Below are 21952 nucleotides of genomic sequence, written 5' to 3' on the forward strand. Positions count from 1 at the left end.
ATAGGATAGCCGCCATGCCCGTGCCTCTCGAACAATGGCAAGCGCGCCTGGAGAGGCACTTCGAGTCGCTGGCGCGCAAACGGTCGTCGTCGGGCTTTCCAATTTTTGCCCTGGAGCACGGCTTGGATCAGGGCGAGTTGGACGAGATCGCTTCCCAACTCCGCTCGCGGCTCAGGGCCGGCCTTCAACTTGCTCCGCATTGGCTTCTTTGGGTCATCTACGCGACCGAGCGCGGTTACACTTACACGGGCGACGAGTACTGGCAGTCATTTGAAGAGAGCACCCCGGCCTGGGAGTTTTCCGACCGGGACAGGATCAAGCCCTGGTTCAGGAAGTTTCAGAAGGCCTATAACGGCGTCGAGCCGTCCGGACCGTGGGCCGAACACAGGCGAATCATAGCCTGGCCCATCACGCACGCGGTTCTTCCACGTTACCTCCAGCGAGAATTCGCCCGCGCGCTCTATGATCTTCGTTTTCGTCTCGCGACGATGTCCAGTCTTGAACCGGCGCGCATTGGACGGCTGCTCGCGGCCAACGCATACGCGACGACGCGCTTTCAGGAGTTTCTTCAGCAGGAGGAATTGACGGGCCGCATCGTACTGGCGCTTCTCGGCGCGCCGTCGGGCGATGAAGGCCGTGAGCCCATATATCGCAAGACGCTCGATCGGATCGTCGCAGACCTCGAAAAGATACGAAGCGCGCGCGGATGGTTGAAGGAAACCCAGCGCGTCGTATCCGATCGTTTCAAGGGAATCGGCCACGGCGTCGCGCCGGTCCAGAGGCCGGCTGACGTTCGAGCAAGACCCGCCGAGCAGCTTCCCCATCCTGAAGTCCGGCCCAGCCTGCTGCTTCGCTACAGCGGCGACAGCATCTGGTCCGTCGTCATTGACATGCCTGATTTCAGAGGTGTTGCTGCGCTCAACGCCGAAGTGGCATCGTTCCTGCGGCGCACGCGTTGCCGTCTAAACGGCGCGCCGGACAGAAAGCCCGCTGGCTGGCTTCTGTCCGGAAGCCGTAAATCCGTCGTAAAAACATGGCCCGATCAGGCAAAGCCGCTTCTCGAATTCGAGCGACCGAATGCGTATCTGACGCACCTGCTGGAATCGGAATGCCGGCTCGGCGCCGGCCCCGTGTGGCTTTTCCGCATTGGGGCGGATGGCACCGCCCTTGAGATTGCCGGGCACGTCGTCCGGCCCGACTGCGACTATGTTGTCGTCACCGCCGGTGATCTTCCCGAACGACACGCCTTCATGAGCGCATGCACCATCGATTGCTCCGGGGTGAAGGCGTTCAAGCTCGCTATTCCCGCCGCTGTCGGCGCCGAGGACACGCGCTGGCTGCACAAACTCGGTTTGCAGATTGCCCGGACGATCCGCGTCTGGCCTGCCGGCATGCCAGGCCGCAACTGGGACGGCGAAGGCCGCAGCGAATGGCTGACGACAGAGCAGCCGTGCCTCGCGCTCATGCACGATCATCCGGTCGAAGCCTATGCGCTCAGCATCGACAGGGACGGGGAACAGATCATCAAGGCCGGCAATCCCGGCATGCCCATCTACCTGAAACTGCCCGCACTCCCCGTCGGCACGCACCTGCTGACGGTGAGGGCGCGCAGAAGCGGAGCCCTGGAGGGAATCGCGTCCGCGCCCCCGGAAGGTCACCTGCAACTCAGCGTCCGCGAACCCGAACCCTGGATTCCTGGTGTTCTGTCGCACGCGGGCATGCTCGTAAGACTCGATCCGCCGGAGGCCAGCCTAGATATGTTCTGGCAAAATAAGGTCGCGCTGTCGGTGCTCGGGCCGCAAGGTCACTCGGTGTATTTCGTTCTGCATCTCGAAAGCAGGGACGGCAGCGAAATCCTCTCTGAAAACATTGGCGCTCCAATGGAGTTGCCGGTCACCCCGGACGCTTGGAGCAAACAATTCGGCCAGTTTGTGAAGCGCGAAAAGGTCGCGTGGAGCCTGCTCGAAGCCGCCGCCGGCCGGCTTGTGATAAATGGCGAGACGCTCGGTGAAACGTCTTTTCGTTTTGAGCATGATGTGCCGCCTCTGCGCTGGGTGCTGCGCAACGAGCACGGCAATATCGTTCTCCGGCTTGTAGACGAAACCGGTCACGAAGACGAAGGGCCGGAAGCCAGTTATTGCGATATGCAGCGACCGCTCAGGCGTGAACCATTCACACCGGAAGCCTGTCGCGCCGGTCTGACCGTGCAGCGCCCCGGCGGACTGTTTTTCGCCCGGCGGGGGCAGCACAGCGACATGGTTGTTGTGAGCACCGGCTTGACGGCCGGCGGATTTCAGGGGCTGGGAGTCAGCCCAGTATGCGATGACATCGGAACTACGGCTCTGACGCTGGCAGAGTCATGCCGCATTCTTGCGCTGTGGCGTAAGGCGCGGCTGGCGGGTTTCCTCGCTGACAGCCGGTGTCAGCAGGTGCGGAACAGCATCGTCCTAGCGATCTTCGAGCGCATTTGCGGTTCGACTTGGGCATCCGCCGAATCCGATTACCGCCGAAATCCGGGTTCGGCAAATGCCAACGACAATCTCAAGCGTTGCGTTGTCGATGGTCGAACTCCCGGCTTTGCTATTGTCCTGCATCGTGACCATGGAACGATGAACGGGAATTTCGGGCAGGCATCGGCTTGGTACGCTGAACTCTCGCGTCGCTACAAAGTCTGCACCGATCCTGGTCTTTGCACATTCGCGCTCAAATTCGCGAGCGCGCCCGACCGCATAGAAGATGGCTACAGCGCAAATCTTGACCACATGCTTGGTCAGCTTGCCGCTGCGCCTGCGATCCTCCGCGGCGCTCGACTATTGGCGACGCTGTGTGCGCAAGAGCAAGGTCAGTCGATTGCCGACACGTCGCTACTTCCGAGGTGGCGATGGTAATCACCGAGCTCCGACCGGATGACGTCCTCGCCGATTGCCGCCGAGCGCTGCATCTGGCGGCGGCTGCGGGCACGCTCATCGACGATGGCCTGCTGGCCGCGCTGTTAAGGCGCAGCGCGGGCATGCGTTGTCCCTGTTCGCGAGCGGCGTTGCGGGCTTCCCTTGTTGAAAGCCTTCAGGGCCTGTCTCAGGACGTCGGACAGCTTGCGGATCGTATCGACGAAATTATCGATGCTCTCATCGTCGCGGGCGATCTGCTCGAACTCAGCGATGTCGTCACCGACGATCCAGGAGCGAAGGGCACCTGGGTTTACGCGGCTCCGCCGGGCTTCGTCGCGCGTTCGAGCGGCAGCATCTTCCTCATCGGCGTCGTTCCCGACCAGGACACGTTCCTGCCGGAAGGGCTCGCTTCCCGTGTCACCCATGAAGGCTTCACGCGGCTGATCGCGCAGCAACCGGGGGAAGACCTGCCTGCCGAATTGCGCGAACAGGGCCTTCAGGAGCTGTCGGAGCATGTTTGGCTGAAGTGCCCTAAGATGGAGTCGGCGCAGGAAATGCTGGCCGCGCTGGAATACCGGCTGGCGTCGCAGCCGCCGAGTGGCGCTATCGGCGACTTGCAGATTCTCGACTCCGCTCAGCCTGTCACTTACTACCGCGGAAGGTGGACGGCTCCGAAACGCCAGAGCGGCAATTTCGTCGCCCGCCGCCCCCAGGAATTCGGGGCTTCCCTTTGGTGCTTCGTCACGCTGCAAGACGGGGTTCCGGCAAGGCTCCTGGATTTTCCACTGAAGAAGTCGCGCTGGCGCGGCTGCGATGCGGCATGGCACGTTCAGATGGCACTCGATCGCCGATTTGGTCACCCGCAGCTCTACCGGCGGCGCGCCGCCAACGACGGAGTCCGACTGGATTTCTTTTCACCGCTGCCGCTCTGGGCGGAAAGGCGGCTGATAATATTCGGGGGGCCCGTGGCTCCCGAGAAGTGCCTGATGTCCTATTGGCTTCCGTCGAGCGAAGCGAAGGTCGAAGAGCGCTTTCTGCAGGACCGACTCTGGCTTTCGGCCGCGGACGGCGCAAGTGAAGGGGGTTCGCGTGCAAACAATCCTTGAAACGATCGAGAACCTTCACGGGTCGCTGCGCGATTACATCGAGGCGACATACCATATCAGCGCGCGCTCGCTGATCGAGCGGCGCAAGGAATTGCTGGATTGTCCTGGCGTCATTCATCAGGTGCCCTATCTGGAATCGACGCCGCGGTATCAGACCGGCGAAAAGTTCGCGGACATGAAAGGGCTGCCACCAGCGGCCCTGCAAGTCTATTCATTGCTCACGAAGGCGGACGGAGACCTTCCGCGGCTCATCTACGATCCACCCTACAAGCACCAGTCAGAGTCGATCCGCGGCTGCCTCATCGACGGCAAAAACCTCGTTGTCATGACGGGCACCGGCTCGGGCAAAACCGAATCCTTCCTGCTGCCGATTCTCGGCAAGCTTGCACGCGAGGCCAACGCAAAACCGGCATCCTTCAGGGACAATCCGGCGATGCGTGCGCTGATCCTCTACCCGATGAACGCGCTCGTGAACGACCAGTTGGGGCGGCTGCGCTCCCTGTTCGGCGATCCGCGCCTGGTTAAGCTGTTCAAGTCATGGGCCGGGAGGCCGCCCCGCTTCGCCCGTTACACGAGCCGAACGCCCTATGCCGGCATCCGCACCACCAAGAAAGATTCCGTCAAGCTCAAGTCATTCGGTGAGTTCTACGCAGACATCGAACGCCGTGCGGGCGGCGAGGAGTCGGACGACCAGAAGGAGGCGAAGCGCCTTCTCGCCGCGCTAAAGGAGCGCGGCAAGTGGCCGGCCAAGCCGTACCTTACCGCGTGGTTCGGGGAGAAGAATTCCGGATGGGCCGACCGGAAGACCGGAGAATTCGTTCGCGCCGTCACCCTACCGGACGACTCCGAGTTGCTTACGCGGCACGAAGTGCAGGCCGCGCCGCCCGATCTACTCGTCACTAACTATTCGATGCTCGAATACATGCTCATGCGTCCGATCGAACGGACCATCTTCGACAGGACGCGCGAATGGCTCGAAAAGAATCCGATCGAAAAATTTCTTGTCGTTCTCGACGAAGCCCACCTTTACAGAGGAGCTGCCGGCGCGGAAGTCGGCCTGCTTCTGCGGCGGCTGCGCGACAGGCTGGGCGCGTCTTCCGAGCGCTTCCAAGTGATCTGCGCGACGGCGAGCTTTAAGGATCATGAGTACGCGCCAGAATTCGGCGCGCAGATTTCGGGTCTGCCGCCCGAAACATTCATCCCGATCAGGGGCTCGCTCGATCTACGCTCGCACAGCGCCACCGGGTCGAACCATGACGCGGAGGTCCTTGCCTCGATCGACCTGAAAACATTTTACGACGCAGTGGAGGATGTCGGCCGTCTCGCTGCCATCAAACCTCTTCTGGAGTATCGGCATGTCAGCGGCAGCCACACCGCCGAGGCCGCGCTTTATCACGCGCTATCCGAGTTCGGCCCTATGGGTCTGCTGGTCAACGCGACGATGCAGCAGGCGCTCCCCGTCGCTGAACTCGGTCGCGACTTGTTTCCCACCTCGCCGCCAGCAACTGCCGACACCGCCGTCACGGCGCTGATGGCGTTCGGCAGCGTTGCGAGGCTCGATCCGAAAACGCCAGGTCTGCTTCCGTGCCGCGTTCATAACTTCTTCCGGGGCCTGCCAGGCCTTTGGGTTTGCATGGATCCCAATTGCAGCGAGATCGCGGAAGAGGACAGAGACGGGATTTGCGGCAAGATGTACAGCCAGCCACTGGAGCGTTGCGAATGCGGCGCTCGTGTTCTGGAGCTGTATACGTGCCGGAACTGCGGCACAGCCCACGCGCGGGCCTACACCGACGACGTTGACGCGCCTTCAGCGCTCTGGTCGAAGCCCGGCCGGGCGCTCCGCATGGCCGCCGGCGCCACGACGCCGCTGCTGCCCCTGGATCTTCTGCTTGAGGAGCCCGCCATCGAGGACGTGGCGGAGCCGGCCGATTACGATCTCGAGACGGGGCGGCTTAATCCGCCCAATCTTGGGTCGCGCACCCGCACTGTCTATGTCCGCAGCGATCGTGTCTGCGAAGCGGTGGACGAGGACGACGACGCAACGGCCGGATTTGAGGCGCGCGGGCAGTTTGTGCCTTGCGCCGTCTGCGGTAAGACCGCTCGATTCGGGCGCAGCTATGTTCAGGATCACCAGACGAAGGGTGATCAGCCATTTCAGGCGCTCGTCGCGCGCCAGCTTCAGATTCAGCCGCCAGCACCCGTGCCGCCGACGCGCTTTGCGCCGCTGCAAGGACGCAAGGTTCTGGCGTTCTCGGACTCCCGCCAGGTGGCGGCCCGTCTCGCCCCGAATTTGCAAATGTATTCCGTCCGCGATTCCCTGCGTCCGCTCATCAGTTGGGGCTATCGCCGTCTCTTGGGCGTTCCTGTACTTCGATCGAACCTCAATCTGGAGGATCTCTATCTCGCCGTGCTGCTTGCTTCAAAGGAACTGAATGTGCGGCTGCGCCCGGAAATGAAGCCGGGCGAGAGCTTCGGAGCCGAAGGGATTGTCGAACGCGCTGTTCGCGCCAAGGAGACCGAAGACGATGCGGGGCTTTTGAATCTCTGCATGGAACTGCGCAACGAACGGCCCCCCGAAGCCCTGCTCGACAATATCATAACCACAATTCAGGACCGCTTTCGCGGTTTTGAAGCGCTTGCGCTCGCGTCGATCGTCGAACGCAGCAAGCATACAACTGCCTTGCAGCAACTGCCTTCGATACCAGGTTTTGCCGAAACGCCCGAAGCCAAGGTGGGCCTCGCGCGCGCATGGCTGCGATGCTGGCAGGGGCACGGTTTCTGGCTGAGCGCCATGCCGCCGGTCTGGTGGCGGCGGCCCCGTTCCGAGGGCACCAGCATCCGTGGCCAAAAGGGCAAGTTCAACGCGATGACTCGCATAATCAATGACAAGGCGGCTCTCAAGATTTTCTGGGATAAATGGTCGCCCGCGCTGCTTGCTCTTTTCACGCAGGACTCGGACAGTGGCTTCAAGCGTCTCAGGGGCAGCGAGCTTTCACTGCTCTTCGATGGCGCATGGGTTCATTGCGATAGCTGCAAATCCGTCCACCGTCCGGTGCCGGGACTCTCGCATTGCCTCGACTGCGGCAGCAGTCAAGTCAAAGCACTCGACCCCGATACCGATCCGGTCTTTTTGGCGCGCAACGGTTTCTACCGAAAGCCCGCCATCGAGGCCCAGAACGGGCGCCAGCCTATGGCGCTGATTGCCGCCGAGCACACAGCGCAATTGAACGCGCCGCAAAACGAAGATGTGTTCTCCAAGGCGGAGGAGAACGAACTGCTGTTTCAGGATATCGCCCTGGCGGGGCGCAACAGCAACGAGGCTGCTATTGACGTTCTGTCCAGCACGACCACGATGGAAGTCGGAATCGACATCGGCGCTCTGTCCGGCGTGGCCCTGCGCAACATGCCGCCAGGCCGCGCCAATTATCAGCAGCGGTCGGGCCGCGCCGGGCGCCGCGGCAATGCGGTTGCAACCGTCGTTGCCTTCGGCAGCGCCGACAGCCACGACGAACACTATTTCTCCGAGCCGGACGGCATGATCCGCGGCGATGTTGTCGATCCGAAGCTCACGCTCGATAATGCCGAGATCGTACGGCGTCACATTCGTGCGTTCCTGCTTCAGAACTACCATCAGGACCGGCTGCCGCAGGTCGATCCCAACCAGCGGCACGACCTGTTCTCCGTGCTCGGCACGGTCGCCGAATTCCGCCGTAACACCTCCATCCTGAACCGCGACGATTTCGCGTCCTGGCTTAAGGAACACGACGAACAGCTTCAGAAGCGGGTGTCCTCATGGATACCCACGGAGCTGAAGCCGGAGGATCGCAAGGAGTTGCTGGAAGGCGTGGTGGCCGACTGCCTGAAGGCGGTTGATGACGCGATACGCCCCGGACCCGGTGAGACGAACGAGGCTACGGAGGCGGATGACGACGACGATGAGTCAGAAGACGCGGCCGAAGAAGGCGAGGAGCGCCCGCGGCAGACCTCGCGCCCGGGAAAGCTGCTGGACCGCCTGCTTTATTGCGGCAAGCTGCCCCGGTACGCCTTCCCGACCGATGTAGCGACCTTCCATGTCTTTGACCGGGACCGTTCGTCGCGTTTCCGTCCGATCATGCGCTTTGCGCCGTCGCAGGGCTTGCCGATCGCGCTGACGCAGTACGCGCCGGGAAAGCAGGTCTGGATTTCCGGCAAGTGCTACACCTCCGGCGCGATTTACTCGGTTATGTCGGACGACCGTTTCACGGCATGGGAGTCAAAGCGCATTTACATGGAATGCAGTGAGTGCGGCTTCGCGAAGACCTTTCCCATCGGAGAGGCGAACCGCAACGAGGTGCGCGACTGCGAAGCGTGCGGGGGCGAAGACACTTTCGGCCCCGGCCGCTACTGGCTGCGTCCGCCTGGCTTCGCCCATCCGGTCGATGCCGAGGAAGTCACCTCGCCGGATGACATGCCGGAAACGAGCTACGCCACGCGCGCGAAGCTTACGATGGGAACGCCGGACGAGGGTGCCGGCTGGCTTCCAGTCAATGACCGCATCCGTGTTCTGCCGGCGCGCGACCACCTGCTTGTGTCGAACACCGGACCGAACCACGACGGCTATACATATTGCGTCAAATGCGGTCGCATCGAGTCAGCAACGGATCCCGGGCCGAAGCTGCTCGGGCCGCACCGCAAACCCTTCCCGGACGATGATGACAAGCAAATGTGCGACGGCACGAGCCCGACACGTCACGTCGTCCTCGGGACGGATTTCATAACTGACATCGCCCTGTTCTCGATGCGGGTTGCCGCCCCTCTGAAGCTCAAGCCCGGCCACTCATCGACCGCTGTTGCGCTGAGGACGGTCAGCGAGGCCCTGGCGAAAGCAGCGTGCCAGTTGCTTGAAATTGAATCGGGCGAACTCATGGCTGAATTCCGCCCCGCGCTTACGCCGGGGGGAACGAGCGGTCTTGAGGCCGAGATATTCCTCTACGATACGCTGCCGGGCGGCGCCGGCTTCTCGAGCCAGCTTTCCGCTAGGGGCGTAGAGCTGTTTCAACGCGCTCTCTACCTGATGAAAACATGCGCTGCCAATTGTGATGCGTCCTGCTACCGCTGCCTGAGAAGTTTCAAGAACAAGTTCGAGCACGGCCTGCTAGACCGCCACGTCGGTGCCCAATTGCTTGAATACCTTCTCAATGGCGAGCAGCCGCAATTCAACGCCGACCGCCTCAGGACCTCGACCGAATTTTTATTCAACGATCTACTGCGGCAAGGCGTCGGCGGCGTTCAGCTCGAGTTGAATGCGCCGTTCGCCACACCGGCGGGCGCGTTGACCGCTCCCATCATGGCGACCACAGCCGCGGGGCAGTACATCATCGCTCTTTCCGGCCCCTTGACCACGGATCACCCGGCAGACTCCGAGATTGCGAGGTTCCGTGATAACGGGGGCAGCATTCCCGTGATTGTCGAGAACGAGCTGATCGTCCGAGGCAACCTGCCATGGGCCACGCGGAGCGTGCTGCAAAAGATCGGTGGCCTGTGACGAGATTGGCAGCCGCGGAAGGTCCGCCATGATCGAACTGCTTGGCGTAAAAGAAGGCAAGGAATTCGAAGCGGCCCAGCACCTGCGCCGCCAAATTCTGGCAGCATGGCCTGACATCGGCCAAAGCACAAAGGACCACATCAAGATATTCGTGGGGCTGAAGCTTTACGGCTACCGTCTCGAAGACATCGATCTCGTCGTCATCGGCCACCTTTCCGAGCCTCGCCCGTTCGACGTCGAGTTCAAGTTCTTTCCGCGCGACGGGGAGCCGTTCGTTCCCCGGAGCGCTCAGGTCAAGAATTTCATCCTCGTTGTCGAAGCGAAGTCGCATGACGCGACTGGCGTGCGCTTCGAGGACAAGATCGCTTCCGTCTGCTACCGCCGGGGAGGACATACCGTCTGGGAGTCGGTGACGGAGAAAAACCGACTTCAGATGTTCGAGTTCAAACGCTACCTCGCTGATCATGGTATCGAGCGCATCTACGTGCAGGACCTGATCTTCTTCTCCGGCCTGCGGGAAGGAGACCTGCCGCACCGTCCCCACAATTGCTTCGGCGTGGATGCAAGTTTCGAGCGCATCCTCAATGTTCTCGGACAGATTTCTGCTCCGCTTCACCACAAGCGGGACGCTCTTATCTCATTCGGATCAGATCAAACCTTCGCTGCGCTGCGCGATCCCGCTTTTCCTCTTCTGCAATCGATCGAACCGACGCCGTTGGACCGCCGGCGGATGGATCGGATCATCAAGGCTTCGCTGCCCGAAGCGTGGCTCGACGACCTGGGCAACAAGCAGGTCGTCATCCGGGGGCGCGGCGGCGTCGGCAAGACGGTCATATTGCTGCAAATGGCCTATCGCGCGTTCGACCGCGCGCGCCTGCGTTCGCTCATGCTCACCTACAACAAAGCGTTGGTCGCCGACATGCGGCGCACGATGGCGCTGCTCGGCGTGCCTCGCAGCATCGAAAATGGCGGAATCAGCATTGATACGGTCCATGCCTTCATAGGGCGGCTTATGCACGGGCTCGGCATCATTCAGGACTATGCAGGCTTCCTTGAAGCATACGAGCAGAAGAAGGATCTTCTGCTGGAGTACCTGCGGAGCCAAACCGTGTCGGCGGGGGATATCGCCGAACTCCTCAAACGCCATCCCACCGACTTTCTGTGGGATACCGTGTTTGTCGACGAGGGGCAGGACTGGCCTGCCAACGAAATCGAAATTCTGCGCGCGGTCTACGGACCCGAACGCATCGTCGTGGCTGACGGCGTTGACCAGTTCATTCGTGGGTCCGTTGCCGACTGGAGCCGCGGCATCACGCGCGAGCAATTGCGCGCGCGGCGGCTTACGCGGTGCTTGCGCATGAAAGCCAATCTGGCGCTGTTCGTGGCAGATTTTGCCGCCGCGCTCGGGCTTGCAGATTGGGACCTGGAGCCGAATCCTGACGCGAACGGCGGCCGAGTTATGGTCATTGAAGGCGATCTTGCGGCCCGTCCGGAGGTCTATTCAAAGCTTTGCGCGGAAGCGGCCGAGCTCGGAAACTATCCGATCGATCTGCTCGCATGCGTTCCGCCTGCGCTCGTGGTCTATGATGGGCGCGAGCCGTTTTCGACGCCGGCGCGTGTTCTCGCCGGGCAGGGCGTGAAAACCTGGGACGCTTCGTCTATCGATGTGCGGGAGAATTTCCCGACGGACCGCGAGGCGCTTCGCATCGTTCAGTACGATTCTTGCCGTGGGCTGGAAGGCTGGACGGTCATCAACTACGGCTTTGACGAATTCTGGGATTACAAGTACCGGCAGCGGCTGGCACTGCCGCGAGGAACAGATGATCTCTTCGTAACAGCCGAGGAGGAGGCGACCGAGTTTGCGTCGCGTTGGGCAATGATTCCGTTGACCCGCGCAATGGATACCCTCGTCATCAACATTTCCGACAAGCCTGGTCGCGTCAGGGAAGCGCTTGAAGCGCTGCGCGAGAAGCGCGCCGACTTCTTGGAATGGGTCAAACTATGAAGCGCAAGCAACAAAAAGAACTGTGAGTGCCAATGACTATGTCTGCTCTCCAGGAAACCCTGAAAGGTATAACGGATCCGCGGAAGAGGATGGAGTTCATAGATGATGCGTTCCGCCCACCGGAGCCTCAACTCCTCGACACCTGCGTTCTTCAAAACCTCGACTGGGTCGATCGCCAACTTGAGGAAAAGGAGCGGGTTGTATGGGACGACGCCGCACTACTCGAGCTTTCCGCACGGTATGGATCGGACACCGCAAACGATCTCGTCGACCTCGGAATCTTGTATAAGCAATTCGAATATTGGGGTGGCTATCCCTGGTTGGTTTGCGAGACGAATTGGTCTGAGGCGTCAGTCTTTGGCGGCAATAGAAGCGCAAGACTTCGGATCATTGTTAAGTTCTTTGGTGGACATCAAGAAGATGTCTCCAATGACGCTTTTCCAGGGGTAGCTCTCGGATTGCTCGGGGACAGTAGATCGGCCCGTATCTCTCCACTTATTTTGAAGGGGTTGGGAGTGAGGTCACTCGGGCAAATTTTTGCAAGCGACGGGCCTCTATCATTTCTTCGCGATGAAGGAGACAGGCGAGTTGCGGGCTATGCACTTGTGGCAAATATTCCGGCCATTCTTACTACTGACCGAAAGACATTTTGGAAGCACCGAGACGTATTGAGAAATTTCGGCGTTGAAGTAATGCGGCCGAGCGAGTTGCTCGATTTATACGAGCCCTATTGGGCCGCGCTTTCCAATGAATTTCAGCGTCGGCAGAACGAGAGCAGTCCTTCGTCTCCAGGCCGGCATTAACTGCAGAGACGTGAGGAGTTATCTACTGACGCATCAAATGCGCCCACGTCGGCGCCGTAGAAGCCAACACAGTGCTGCGGGCCGGACTCGAAACCGACTAGTGGATGGGCTTAGTGCACCGAGCCATTACGCCGCTGCCTTTTCGTCACCATCTCGGACCTTTGTTGGCCATGTGTCCTTCCACACCGCCGCAGCCAGAGGCGTTCATCTATCTGCTCGTCCGCCTACCACCAACCCGCGAGGCGCAACGGTGGTCTCGAAGCGGGAGAGAGACGGCGATGATAGCGCGCATGAACGCGTTGTGCTACGAAGGCTGACGGTCTTTCCCTGTTATCGGCGCGTAGCGCTCTATGAGGTCGACGACGCGAAAAATCGACCAATCGGCGTCGATAGACGCTGAAACGTCGCCGAATTCGAATCGCGCGAATTGTCCTTTGAAATCATAAGCGAAAAATTTTGACGGCTCGTTGTTCGGATTTCGAGCAGTGTCAGAAAAAATTTGCGCTGATAAATCAGCGCGGTACGATGCTTTGAGAGAATCGAGTGGGAGTAGATTATCGTTCGATTTTATCGAACGGAATTACATACATTATTGCGGCCGGGAGGCAGAGTTAGGGCGCCGATGTGCGGGATGGCCGCTAACGGATGTGCGCTCAGTGCTCGCTGGCAATGACTGCGGCGACGTCGGCGCCGGTTGCGTCGCGAGGCAGTGCGAAGAAGTCGGCGTTCTTTTCGAGAGCCCTTTCGAGTTGCGCCTGGAACGTCACGCGGTCCAGTTCGACAGTGCCGAACTGGCGGAGATGCTCTGTTACGAACTGCGTGTCGAGAAGCGTGAAGCCGCCGCGGATCAGCCGCGCGGCAAGGTGAACAAGCGCGATCTTCGATGCGTCGCGCTCGGTCGAGAACATGCTTTCGCCGAAGAACGCGCTTTTGAGCGCTACGCCGTAAAGGCCGCCGACCATTTTATCGCCATTCCAGACTTCGACCGTATGGCAGGCGCCAAGATCGAACAGCTCGCGGTAGAGCACACGGATGCGCGTGTTGATCCAGGTCGACATGCGCCCCGCACGCGGCGCAGCGCAGCCGTCGATGACACCCTCGTAGTCGCTGTCGATCTTGACCTGAAATGGAGTCGTGCGGACTGTGCGCAGAAGACGCCGCGGAATATGGAAGCCGTCGAGCGGCAACACACCGCGCTGCTGCGGCTCGATCCAATAAAGCGCGGGATCGTCCGCGCTCTCCGCCATCGGGAAAATGCCACAGCTATAGGCTTTCAGGAGAACCTGCGGCGTAATCTCGAACATTGGATCGTCGCGCGACGCCATGCCGGTACTTGCCAAGCGAACTCTCAAGCGTGCGCGGAACAAGTCGCGCAGAGGCAAAGTCTACTTCATCCCCAAATATTTTTCGAGCCAATGAATATCGTAGACGCCATCGGCGATGTCGGGGTCTCTCACGAGATCCTGGAACAACGGGATCGTCGTTTCAATGCCATCGATCACGAACTCCGACAAGGCGCGGCGGAGACGCATCAGGCAGTCGTTGCGCGATTTGCCGTAAACGATGAGTTTGCCGATCAAACTGTCGTAGTAGGGGGGTATGCGGTAGCCCTGATAGACGCCGCTATCAACCCGGACGCCGAGGCCGCCCGGCGGGTGCCAGTAGGTGATCTTACCCGGCGATGGCCGAAAATCGCGAGGATTTTCGGCGCAAATGCGGCACTCGATGGCGTGGCCTTTGATCTGGACGTCTTCCTGCGTGAAGCTGAGCGGCAGGCCTGCGGCGACACGGATTTGCTCGAGCACGAGATCGGCACCTGTGACCATTTCCGTCACTGGATGCTCAACCTGCAGGCGCGTATTCATCTCGATGAAGTAGAACTGGCCGTCCTCGAACAGGAATTCGACCGTTCCTGCGCCGCGGTATTTGAGCTTGCGCATCGCGTCGGCGACAGTCTTGCCGATCTTCTGCCGTTGCGCGGCGTTGAGCGCGGGTGACGGGCTCTCCTCGAGCACTTTCTGGTGGCGTCGCTGCAGCGAGCAATCGCGCTCTCCAAGGTGCACGGCATTGCCCTTGCCGTCGCCGAACACCTGGATCTCGATGTGGCGGGGTTTTTGCAAATATTTTTCGATATAAACGGCATCGTCGTTGAACGCGGCCTTGGCTTCGGCGCGTGCCGTTGCGAGCGCCGTGCCGAGGTCGGCTGCCGAAGTGGCAACCTTCATGCCACGCCCGCCGCCGCCTGCCGCTGCCTTGATCAGCACCGGGAAGCCCATGTCCTTGGCGACCTTCATCGCCTCGGTTTCGCTCGTCACGGCGCCGTTGGAACCCGGCACGATGGGGATGCCGAGCCGCTTTGCGGTTTCCTTGGCTTCAATCTTGTCGCCCATGATCCGGATGTGCTCGGACGTGGGGCCGATGAACGTGATCTTGTGCTCTTCGAGGATCTCGGCGAAGCGAGCATTCTCGGACAGGAAGCCGTAGCCTGGATGCACCGCATCGGCGCCGGTGATTTCGCATGCCGTCACGAGAGCCGGAATATTGAGGTAGCTTTCGCGAGCAGGTGGAGGACCGATGCAGACGCTTTCGTCGGCAAGCCGAACGTGCATCGCGTCGGCGTCGGCCGTTGAATGGACGGCGACTGTCGCTATGCCGAGCTCCCGGCACGCGCGCTGAACGCGTAAGGCGATTTCCCCCCGGTTTGCGATCAAAATCTTATCGAACATTTCTTCTCCAGCGTCCTTGCCCGTGCCTCATGCACGCGCGGCGCTTCATTCAATGATGATCAGGGGTTCGCCGTATTCGACCGGCTGCGCGTTTTCGACGAGGATCGCCTTGACCGTTCCAGCGCGCGGCGCGGGGATCTGGTTCATTGTCTTCATCGCTTCTATGATCAGAAGCGTATCGCCTTGGTTCACCTTGCTGCCGACTTCGCAGAACGCGGGTGCGCCCGGTTCGGGTGAGCGGTAGGCGGTGCCGACCATCGGCGACTTCACGGCACCGGGATGCTTGGAAAGGTCGTTCGGCAACGGCGCTTGCTTGACTTCTGCAGCCGCTGGCGCGGCAGGCGCCGCCGGGGCGGCTGCAGCGTAGCCCTGGGGAGGCACGGCGGAAATCGAGATTGTCTTCGCGACGCGGATCTTCAGGCCGCTTTTCTCGATCTCGATCTCGGTGAGGCCGGTATCGTTGAGGAGCTCGGCAAGCTCACGGATCATCTGACTTTCGGCGCTTCCGCTCTTGGGGCCCTGGTCTTTTGCGGTCATCAGTCCTCTGTCCTTGAGGTTTATCCGTCTGCGTCCGACTTATAGCCTATGTGTAGGTGCTCGTTACGCCTTGCTGGCCGCCAGGATGTTCGCCATGGCTGCCACCGCGAGTTCGTAACCCTTGCCGCCGAGGCCGCAGATGACGCCCGTTGCCGCAAGCGAAACGTAGGAATGCTGACGGAACTGGTCGCGACGGAAGATATTCGAAAGGTGTACCTCGATCACAGGCAGCTCAGCGGCCTGCAGTGCGTCCAGGATCGCGACCGACGTATGCGTATAGGCGCCGGCGTTGATGATGATGCCCTTAGCCTTGCCGCGCGCCTCCTGTACCCAGTTTACAATTTCGCCCTCGATATTCGACTGGCGGAATTCGATCGTCAGGCCACTGGCAGCCGCGGCTTTCTCGGTGCGGGAGCGAAGATCGTCGAGCGTCTCGCTGCCGTAGATCGCCGGTTCGCGGACGCCGAGCAAATTGAGGTTGGGGCCGTTCAGGACGTAGATAAGGGGGGTCATGATTTGGAGGTTGCTCAAGCGCCGGGGCGGTGCCCAAGCCAATTGCGGAGCCAAGGGTCTATCAGTTTTCCCGGCGAGCGCAAAGTATGCCTCCGGGCCCACGGAAATCCGGGGCCCGGAACGTTAATAAGTGCAACCAAGGCTTGGAAATAGGCCGATCAGCAGATCGGGCAGCCATTCTTCCGAAATCCACTGACAAGCGCCTCGAGCTGGTCATGCAAGTCGTCCGGAGCCCCCGGGATCGATTTGTCGCCGACGAGGAAATGCGGGGTGCCGTTGATGCCCATTTTCTTGGCGAGAATTAAATCGTCGCGAAGCTCGTTTTTCACCTCGTCGCTCGCCATGTCGGCTTTGATCTTGTTCATGTCGAGGCCGAGCGACTCGGCGATCTTGAGGGCCGACGCCTCGTCGGCATGACCCTTTGAGCCAAGCATGGCCTGGTGGAATTCCCAATACTTGCCCTGGCGTTTCACTGCGAGCGCAACGCGGGCCGCTTCCTCCGAGCCCTTCGAGAGGATCGGTAGCTCCTTGAAGACGAAACGGACCTTCTTGTCGTTCTGGATCAGCTTCTGAACTTCGGGGAGCCCGCGTTTGCAGTAACCGCAGTTGTAGTCGAAGAATTCGACGACCGTGATGTCGCCGTTGGGGTCGCCCGCAACCGAACTTCCGGGGCTGCGGAAGATCGACTTGCCATTCTCTGTCATGAAGGACTTGAGCTTGGCGTCCTGGTCCTTCTGCATCTTTTCATCGAGTGCGTTCTGCACGTCGATCATGATTTCAGGGTTCTTGATCAGATAATCCTTGATGATCTCGCCGAGCGCTTTTTTCTGCTCGTCGGAGAACGTCGAGCCACCGGCGGTCGGGGCGATAGTTTCCGCGTGTGCCCGCGGGCTGACCAGACCGTCAATGGAGCCGATTGCATACGGCAGGAGCAGCGCCCCGCCGATGGCGAAAATCGCGACGGCCGCCTTTCGGCCGGCCGATACCGAGCCGGCGATGTTTCGGATGATGTTCTTCAGGGTCATGGATATCGTCTCACTCATTGGACTGGGGCGGCTCATGTCTCAGGCTTGTAGTTTATGATGTCGCCGTTCTTCAACCACTCGGGAGATCCCGCGCGAAGGCGGGGCTGGGCACGTTTTGCGAAGATTTGCGCCTGTTTGACGTCCCCTTCGTAAAAATATGCCTGGGCCGTCATTGCATCGGCCTCGGGTCCTTTGCCCTGCTTATAGTAGGCGTTTGCAAGCAGGCGGTAAGCCCTTCCATTCTGGTCCGTGATCAGGGATCTGCGCAGAAGATCGATTGATTCCTTGGAACTGTTGCCGTCGTTGCTGCCTTGCAACGCGTTGGCAAGCTCGACCTCTATCAATGGGCTTGCAGGCGCCAGTTTCAAGGCCTGCTGCAACTCCGGTACGGCCCTGCCCATTTTTCCCGACCGCATCAAGACGTCAGCCTTCAGTTCGTAGAAGTACGGATAGTCGGGGTTTTCCGCGATCATTGCATCGATCTGCTTGACGGAGCTTTCAAGTGCGCCGGGGCCGCCGCGGAAGAACGTTGCAATGGCGCGCGCATATCGTGCCGGCAAAGATTTGTCGCCCGCTGGGTAGCGATTGAATACGGCGACCGGCGTTTCGAGATAGCCCGAAAGCTTGGCGCGCATCAAATCGTGGCGGAGCTGCAATGACGGCGGGTCCTTCTGGTTGACGTAGGGGCTTGCGGCGACGAGCTGGCTCAATCGGGCCAGACGATCAACAGAGAGGGGATGGGACCGGATAAATGGGTCCTGCATATCCGCCGAGAGATATTCCTGCTGTTTGAAGCGCTCGAAGGTATCGAGCATGCCGCGTCCGGATTGCTTCGTCGCGGTGAGGTACTTCAAGCCGGCCTGATCCGCTGCCGATTCCTGGGAACGGCGCTCGGCAAGAAGCCCTTTCATGATGATGTTGCTGCCGCCCTGCATGATGGCTTGTCCGCCCTGCATGGTTTCGCGGCCGGAGGTTCCGCCAGAAACGCCCCCCGCCACCATTGCGCCGAGGCCGAGAACCTGAGTCAGCAGCACGCGTGTCTGGTCCTTTGCAATGCGCGCGCGAAGCGCGGCCATGTGCCCGCCGGCGATATGGCCGCTTTCGTGGGCGATAACGCCGATGACCTCGTTCGGCGTTTTCGCCTGCATCAATGTGCCCGTGTGGACGAAAACGTTGGCGCCATCGAGAACGAATGCGTTGAATGCGTCGTTGTTGACGATGCGAACGGTAACGCGGCCGCTACCGAATCCCGCAGCCTGAAAGATCGGCTTGGCATAATCCTGGAGCAGGGCTTCTATCTCGGCATCGCGGATCAGCGGCAGACCCTGCGCGCGAGCGCTCAAGGTGCCGGCCGAGATGCCGGCAGCGAGTGCGCAAAGCGCGACGAGCGCGCGGCGCCCAAGCGCGGCTGGCGAAAATCCTTTGCTCGTCGCGGACATATTGCTGTGCCTCAATCTCGATGTGTGTCTCGAGACACCGTAACGCTAAAATATTCAGCAGGCCCAGCTGGGTCAAATACGTGGCGAGCGTGGGCCGTTATGATCAGTCATCATAATAGGGCGCCAGAATGGCGGACGTTGTCGGCGCATCCGATCTTGCGATCACGCACAGAAAAAGGCCGAGCATTCGAGCATCGGCCTTTCCGAGTTCCTCACTTGCGGCCAGCGTTATTCGCCGCTGAATTTCCTCTGCCACCAACCTTTGCGCTGAGGCACGGATCCCGTAGCTGATTCCGCCTCGCCTGCTTGCTCGCCGGGGCCGACCACGACGCGCTCGATACGCGGTTCGCTCGATCCGATTTCGTGACGCCGCCGGGTTGGGGCGCTTGGCGCTGCCGCTGGCTCCGGAGACGCTTCCGTGGCCACAGGTTGCGGGCTGGGCTCCGACGATTCCGCGATTGACGGCGTCTCTGTTGCGATGTCATCCGCTCCGTTGGCCGCCGATGGAACGTCCCAAACGCGACGCGGACGCCGGCTCTGAGGCGGAGGTGCCGTTCGCTCATTCGAGCCCGCTTCATCGGGCTCGCTCCGATCAGGAGCTTCGACAGCTTCGTCTGATCCCTCGTCGTCAACGTCCGGATGTTCGGTTTCGGAAGTCGCTGTCGAATCCTGCGCTGAATCGCGACCGCGTTCGCGCCCGCGGCGGCCGCCGCGGCGTCCGCGTCTGCGGCGTTTGTTGGGTTTGTCGTCAGAACCGTTGCCATCGCCGGCGTAGGCTTGCGCGCCGTCATCGACGGATGGCTGTTCGCCAAGCCCTTCGATATTGAAGTTAGGCTCGCCGGATTCGTGGTGTGTCTCGTCAGTCGCGGCTTGATCGCGGTCGGAGTCTTCCCCGCGCGGCTCGAAAGAATAGTTTTCGCTGCGATCGTCGCCGCGGTCGCGTCCGCCTCTGCCGCGGCGTCTGCGACGACGGCCACGGCGCTGATCGTTTTCATCGCCGTCGCGGCCACCGTTACGCTGTTCGCGGTCGACGGTTTCCTCTTCGACTTCTGCGGCTTCGCTCGATATATCGATGTCGGAGGATGCGTAGGAGGGGGCATCGCCTTCGGCGTCAAAGCCCCAGTCCATGTTGACTGCCGCGCGCTCCGCGCGGCGAACCGGAAGGGCCGATGTGGTACTTCGCTCGACGGTGAAGTTCGCGCCCTGCACGCGATCGCTGCCAAGCACTGTTACCGAATAGCCGTGCCGCACTTCCATGTCGGCGATGTAGGCGCGCTTGCTGTTTAAGATGTAAAGCGCAACTGCAGGCGTCGTCGTAGCGATCAGGGGACCGTTGGCGCCTGCCGTAATCACGTCCTCGATGCCGCGCAAGACTGCGAGCGCAATGCTCTCGGTTGAGCGTATGATGCCGGTGCCCTGACAATGCGGGCATTGCGACGTAGAACCTTCGAGCACACCGGTTCTGAGACGCTGACGCGACATTTCCATCAAGCCGAAATGCGAGATGCGGCCAAGCTGGATGCGCGCCCGATCGAACCTCAGCGCGTCCTTCAGGCGGCGTTCGACCGCACGGTTGTTGCGCTTCTCCTCCATGTCGATGAAATCGATGACGATGAGACCCGCGAGATCGCGAAGCTTCAGCTGCCGGGCGATTTCATCGGCGGCTTCGAGGTTCGTCGCGAGCGCCGTTTCCTCGATCGAGAATTCACGCGTCGATTTTCCCGAGTTGACGTCGATTGCGACGAGCGCTTCCGTCTGGTTGATGACGATGTAGCCGCCTGAGCGCAATGTCACCTGCGGCTGGAACATCGCATTGAGCTGGCGTTCGACGCCGTAGCGCGTGAAGAGCGGTGTCGGCTCGCGATAAGCGACGACATTCTTCGTGTGGCTCGGCATCAGCATCTTCATAAAGTCGGCTGCTTCCTGATGCCCGGCTTCGCCCGCGACGACGATTTCCTCGACGTCCTTGTTATATAGATCGCGGATCGAGCGCTTGATCAGATCGCCTTCCTCGTAGACGAGGCTCGGCGCCGTGGACTGAAGCGTCAAGTCGCGGACGCTTTCCCAGAGACGCAGCAGATATTCGAAGTCGCGCTTGATCTCCTGCTTCGTCCGCGTTGCGCCGGCTGTACGGATAATGAGGCCCATTCCCTCCGGAACCTCGAGCTCCTGAGCGATGGCCTTCAGACGACGGCGATCTTGCGGGTTGGTGATCTTGCGTGAAATGCCGCCGCCGCGTGCGGTGTTCGGCATCAGAACCGTGTAGCGCCCGGCGAGCGACAGATACGTCGTGAGCGCCGCGCCTTTGTTGCCGCGTTCCTCTTTGACAACCTGCACCAGAATGATCTGGCGCCGCTTGATGACTTCCTGGATCTTGTAGCTGCGCGGGCGGCGGCGCTGACGAGAGCGCGGGCCTTCGCGAAATTCCGGATGGGAGCCTTCGTCATGAGGCTCGGCCGAACCGTTGTCGTTTAGTGCATCCTGATGGGCGAACTCGTCGTCGCTAGCCGGACGTTCGTCGGACGGTTGTTCGGGTTGTTCCTCGTCGCCTTCAACGTTCGAAGGGGCCGCTTCGCTTTCCGTTGAGTCATCGCCCACGACGATCGGGCTCTCGTCGCTGGCGTCCGAGGCAGATTTCTCTTTCGCGCTCGTTTCGGCCGTGTCGTCGGGCGGCAACTCGGTGCGCACCTCATCGATGGACCGGCGAACCGCCGAAGCGACGACCTTGACCGTCTGCTCGCCGTCTTCCTCTCCGCCGATCTCTTCGATGTGCTCGTCTTCCTCGACGTCAACGATATGGGACGCCTCAAGCGAGGTGTCGGCAGGGGAGAGGTCGCCGAAATCGTCGCCGGGGGAATCGGGGCCCGTTTCCGCATCGGCGTGGCTGCGCACATTGCGACGCGCCAGCGCTTCGGCACGGCGGTCGGCAGCGGCCTCAAGCTCGGCTTCGGCCGCTGCTTCCTCGTCAAGGAGGGCCTGACGGTCGGCGACCGGGATCTGGTAATAATCGGGATGGACTTCGTTGAATGCGAGGAACCCGTGGCGATTGCCGCCGTAGTCCACGAAGGCAGCCTGCAAGGACGGCTCAACACGCGTTACTTTCGCGAGATAAATATTGCCTCGCAATAGCTTGCGAGCAGCGCTTTCGAAATCGAACTCCTCTACCCGGCCGTTGCGTTGAACCACAACCCGAGTCTCCTCGGGATGCGTGGCATCGATAAGCATTTTTGTGTTTGACATCGATTCAGTTCCTTGGCGCGCCGAGACTGCTCGCATCTCCGACTGCCGATAACGGCGATCATTGCGAGGTTCGTGCGGCGGCGCATTGTGTTGGTAAAATGTGTGGAAGTGAAAATCGGCCGGGACGATTTCTGCAGCATTCCAGC

At 60.8% G+C, this 21952-nt stretch carries 12 protein-coding genes; 5 read left to right on the plus strand and 7 right to left on the minus strand.

Annotated elements, in window-relative coordinates; genetic code table 11:
* The first annotated feature begins 14 nt into the window (after window positions 1–14).
* From HYPDE_RS04765 to HYPDE_RS04785, 5 genes are all read left to right on the plus strand, one after another.
* Window positions 15–2888 carry a hypothetical protein gene (locus HYPDE_RS04765; RefSeq protein WP_051111970.1) on the plus strand — a complete coding sequence of 958 codons (2874 nt, stop codon included), beginning with the start codon at window positions 15–17 and terminating at the stop codon, window positions 2886–2888.
* The gene (locus HYPDE_RS04770) at window positions 2882–3994 is read left to right on the plus strand and encodes a hypothetical protein (RefSeq protein ID WP_015597245.1); all 1113 of its coding nucleotides are present in this window, start codon (window positions 2882–2884) and stop codon (window positions 3992–3994) included. The genes HYPDE_RS04765 and HYPDE_RS04770 overlap by 7 nt, the downstream gene beginning before the upstream one ends.
* Window positions 3978–9518, plus strand: a complete 5541-nt coding sequence (locus tag HYPDE_RS04775) for a DEAD/DEAH box helicase (RefSeq protein WP_015597246.1) — start codon at window positions 3978–3980, stop codon at window positions 9516–9518. The genes HYPDE_RS04770 and HYPDE_RS04775 overlap by 17 nt, the downstream gene beginning before the upstream one ends.
* Before the next feature lie 28 nt (window positions 9519–9546).
* On the plus strand, window positions 9547–11523 hold the full coding sequence (locus HYPDE_RS04780) for an AAA family ATPase (protein WP_041320001.1): 1977 nt from the start codon (window positions 9547–9549) through the stop codon (window positions 11521–11523).
* Between the two features lie 89 nt (window positions 11524–11612).
* Window positions 11613–12326: a hypothetical protein gene (locus tag HYPDE_RS04785; protein ID WP_144061201.1), complete on the plus strand. Its 714-nt coding sequence runs from the start codon at window positions 11613–11615 to the stop codon at window positions 12324–12326.
* 653 nt (window positions 12327–12979) lie between these two features.
* Here the strand turns inward: HYPDE_RS04785 and aat are convergent.
* The 7 genes from aat to HYPDE_RS04820 all read right to left on the minus strand — a co-directional run bounded on the left by aat (window position 12980) and on the right by HYPDE_RS04820 (window position 21806).
* Entirely contained in the window at window positions 12980–13651 is a 672-nt protein-coding gene (gene aat, locus HYPDE_RS04790) for a leucyl/phenylalanyl-tRNA--protein transferase (protein WP_041320004.1), read from the minus strand.
* 60 nt (window positions 13652–13711) lie between these two features.
* Complete coding sequence (gene accC, locus HYPDE_RS04795) at window positions 13712–15052, minus strand: acetyl-CoA carboxylase biotin carboxylase subunit (RefSeq protein ID WP_015597250.1); 1341 nt, start codon at window positions 15050–15052, stop codon at window positions 13712–13714.
* A 45-nt stretch (window positions 15053–15097) separates the two neighbouring features.
* Window positions 15098–15589 carry an acetyl-CoA carboxylase biotin carboxyl carrier protein gene (accB, locus tag HYPDE_RS04800; protein WP_015597251.1) on the minus strand — a complete coding sequence of 164 codons (492 nt, stop codon included), beginning with the start codon at window positions 15587–15589 and terminating at the stop codon, window positions 15098–15100.
* 63 nt (window positions 15590–15652) lie between these two features.
* Entirely contained in the window at window positions 15653–16102 is a 450-nt protein-coding gene (gene aroQ / locus HYPDE_RS04805; protein WP_041320005.1) for a type II 3-dehydroquinate dehydratase, read from the minus strand.
* A 158-nt stretch (window positions 16103–16260) separates the two neighbouring features.
* Entirely contained in the window at window positions 16261–17127 is an 867-nt protein-coding gene (locus tag HYPDE_RS04810; protein ID WP_015597253.1) for a DsbA family protein, read from the minus strand.
* Between the two features lie 32 nt (window positions 17128–17159).
* Entirely contained in the window at window positions 17160–18566 is a 1407-nt protein-coding gene (locus HYPDE_RS04815) for a M48 family metalloprotease (RefSeq protein WP_015597254.1), read from the minus strand.
* Window positions 18567–18794: 228 nt separating this feature from the next.
* Window positions 18795–21806, minus strand: a complete 3012-nt coding sequence (locus HYPDE_RS04820) for an Rne/Rng family ribonuclease (RefSeq protein WP_015597255.1) — start codon at window positions 21804–21806, stop codon at window positions 18795–18797.
* Window positions 21807–21952: the final 146 nt, after the last annotated feature.

It is taken from the genome of Hyphomicrobium denitrificans 1NES1 (assembly GCF_000230975.2).
GTDB classification, from domain to species: Bacteria; Pseudomonadota; Alphaproteobacteria; order Rhizobiales; family Hyphomicrobiaceae; genus Hyphomicrobium_B; species Hyphomicrobium_B denitrificans_A.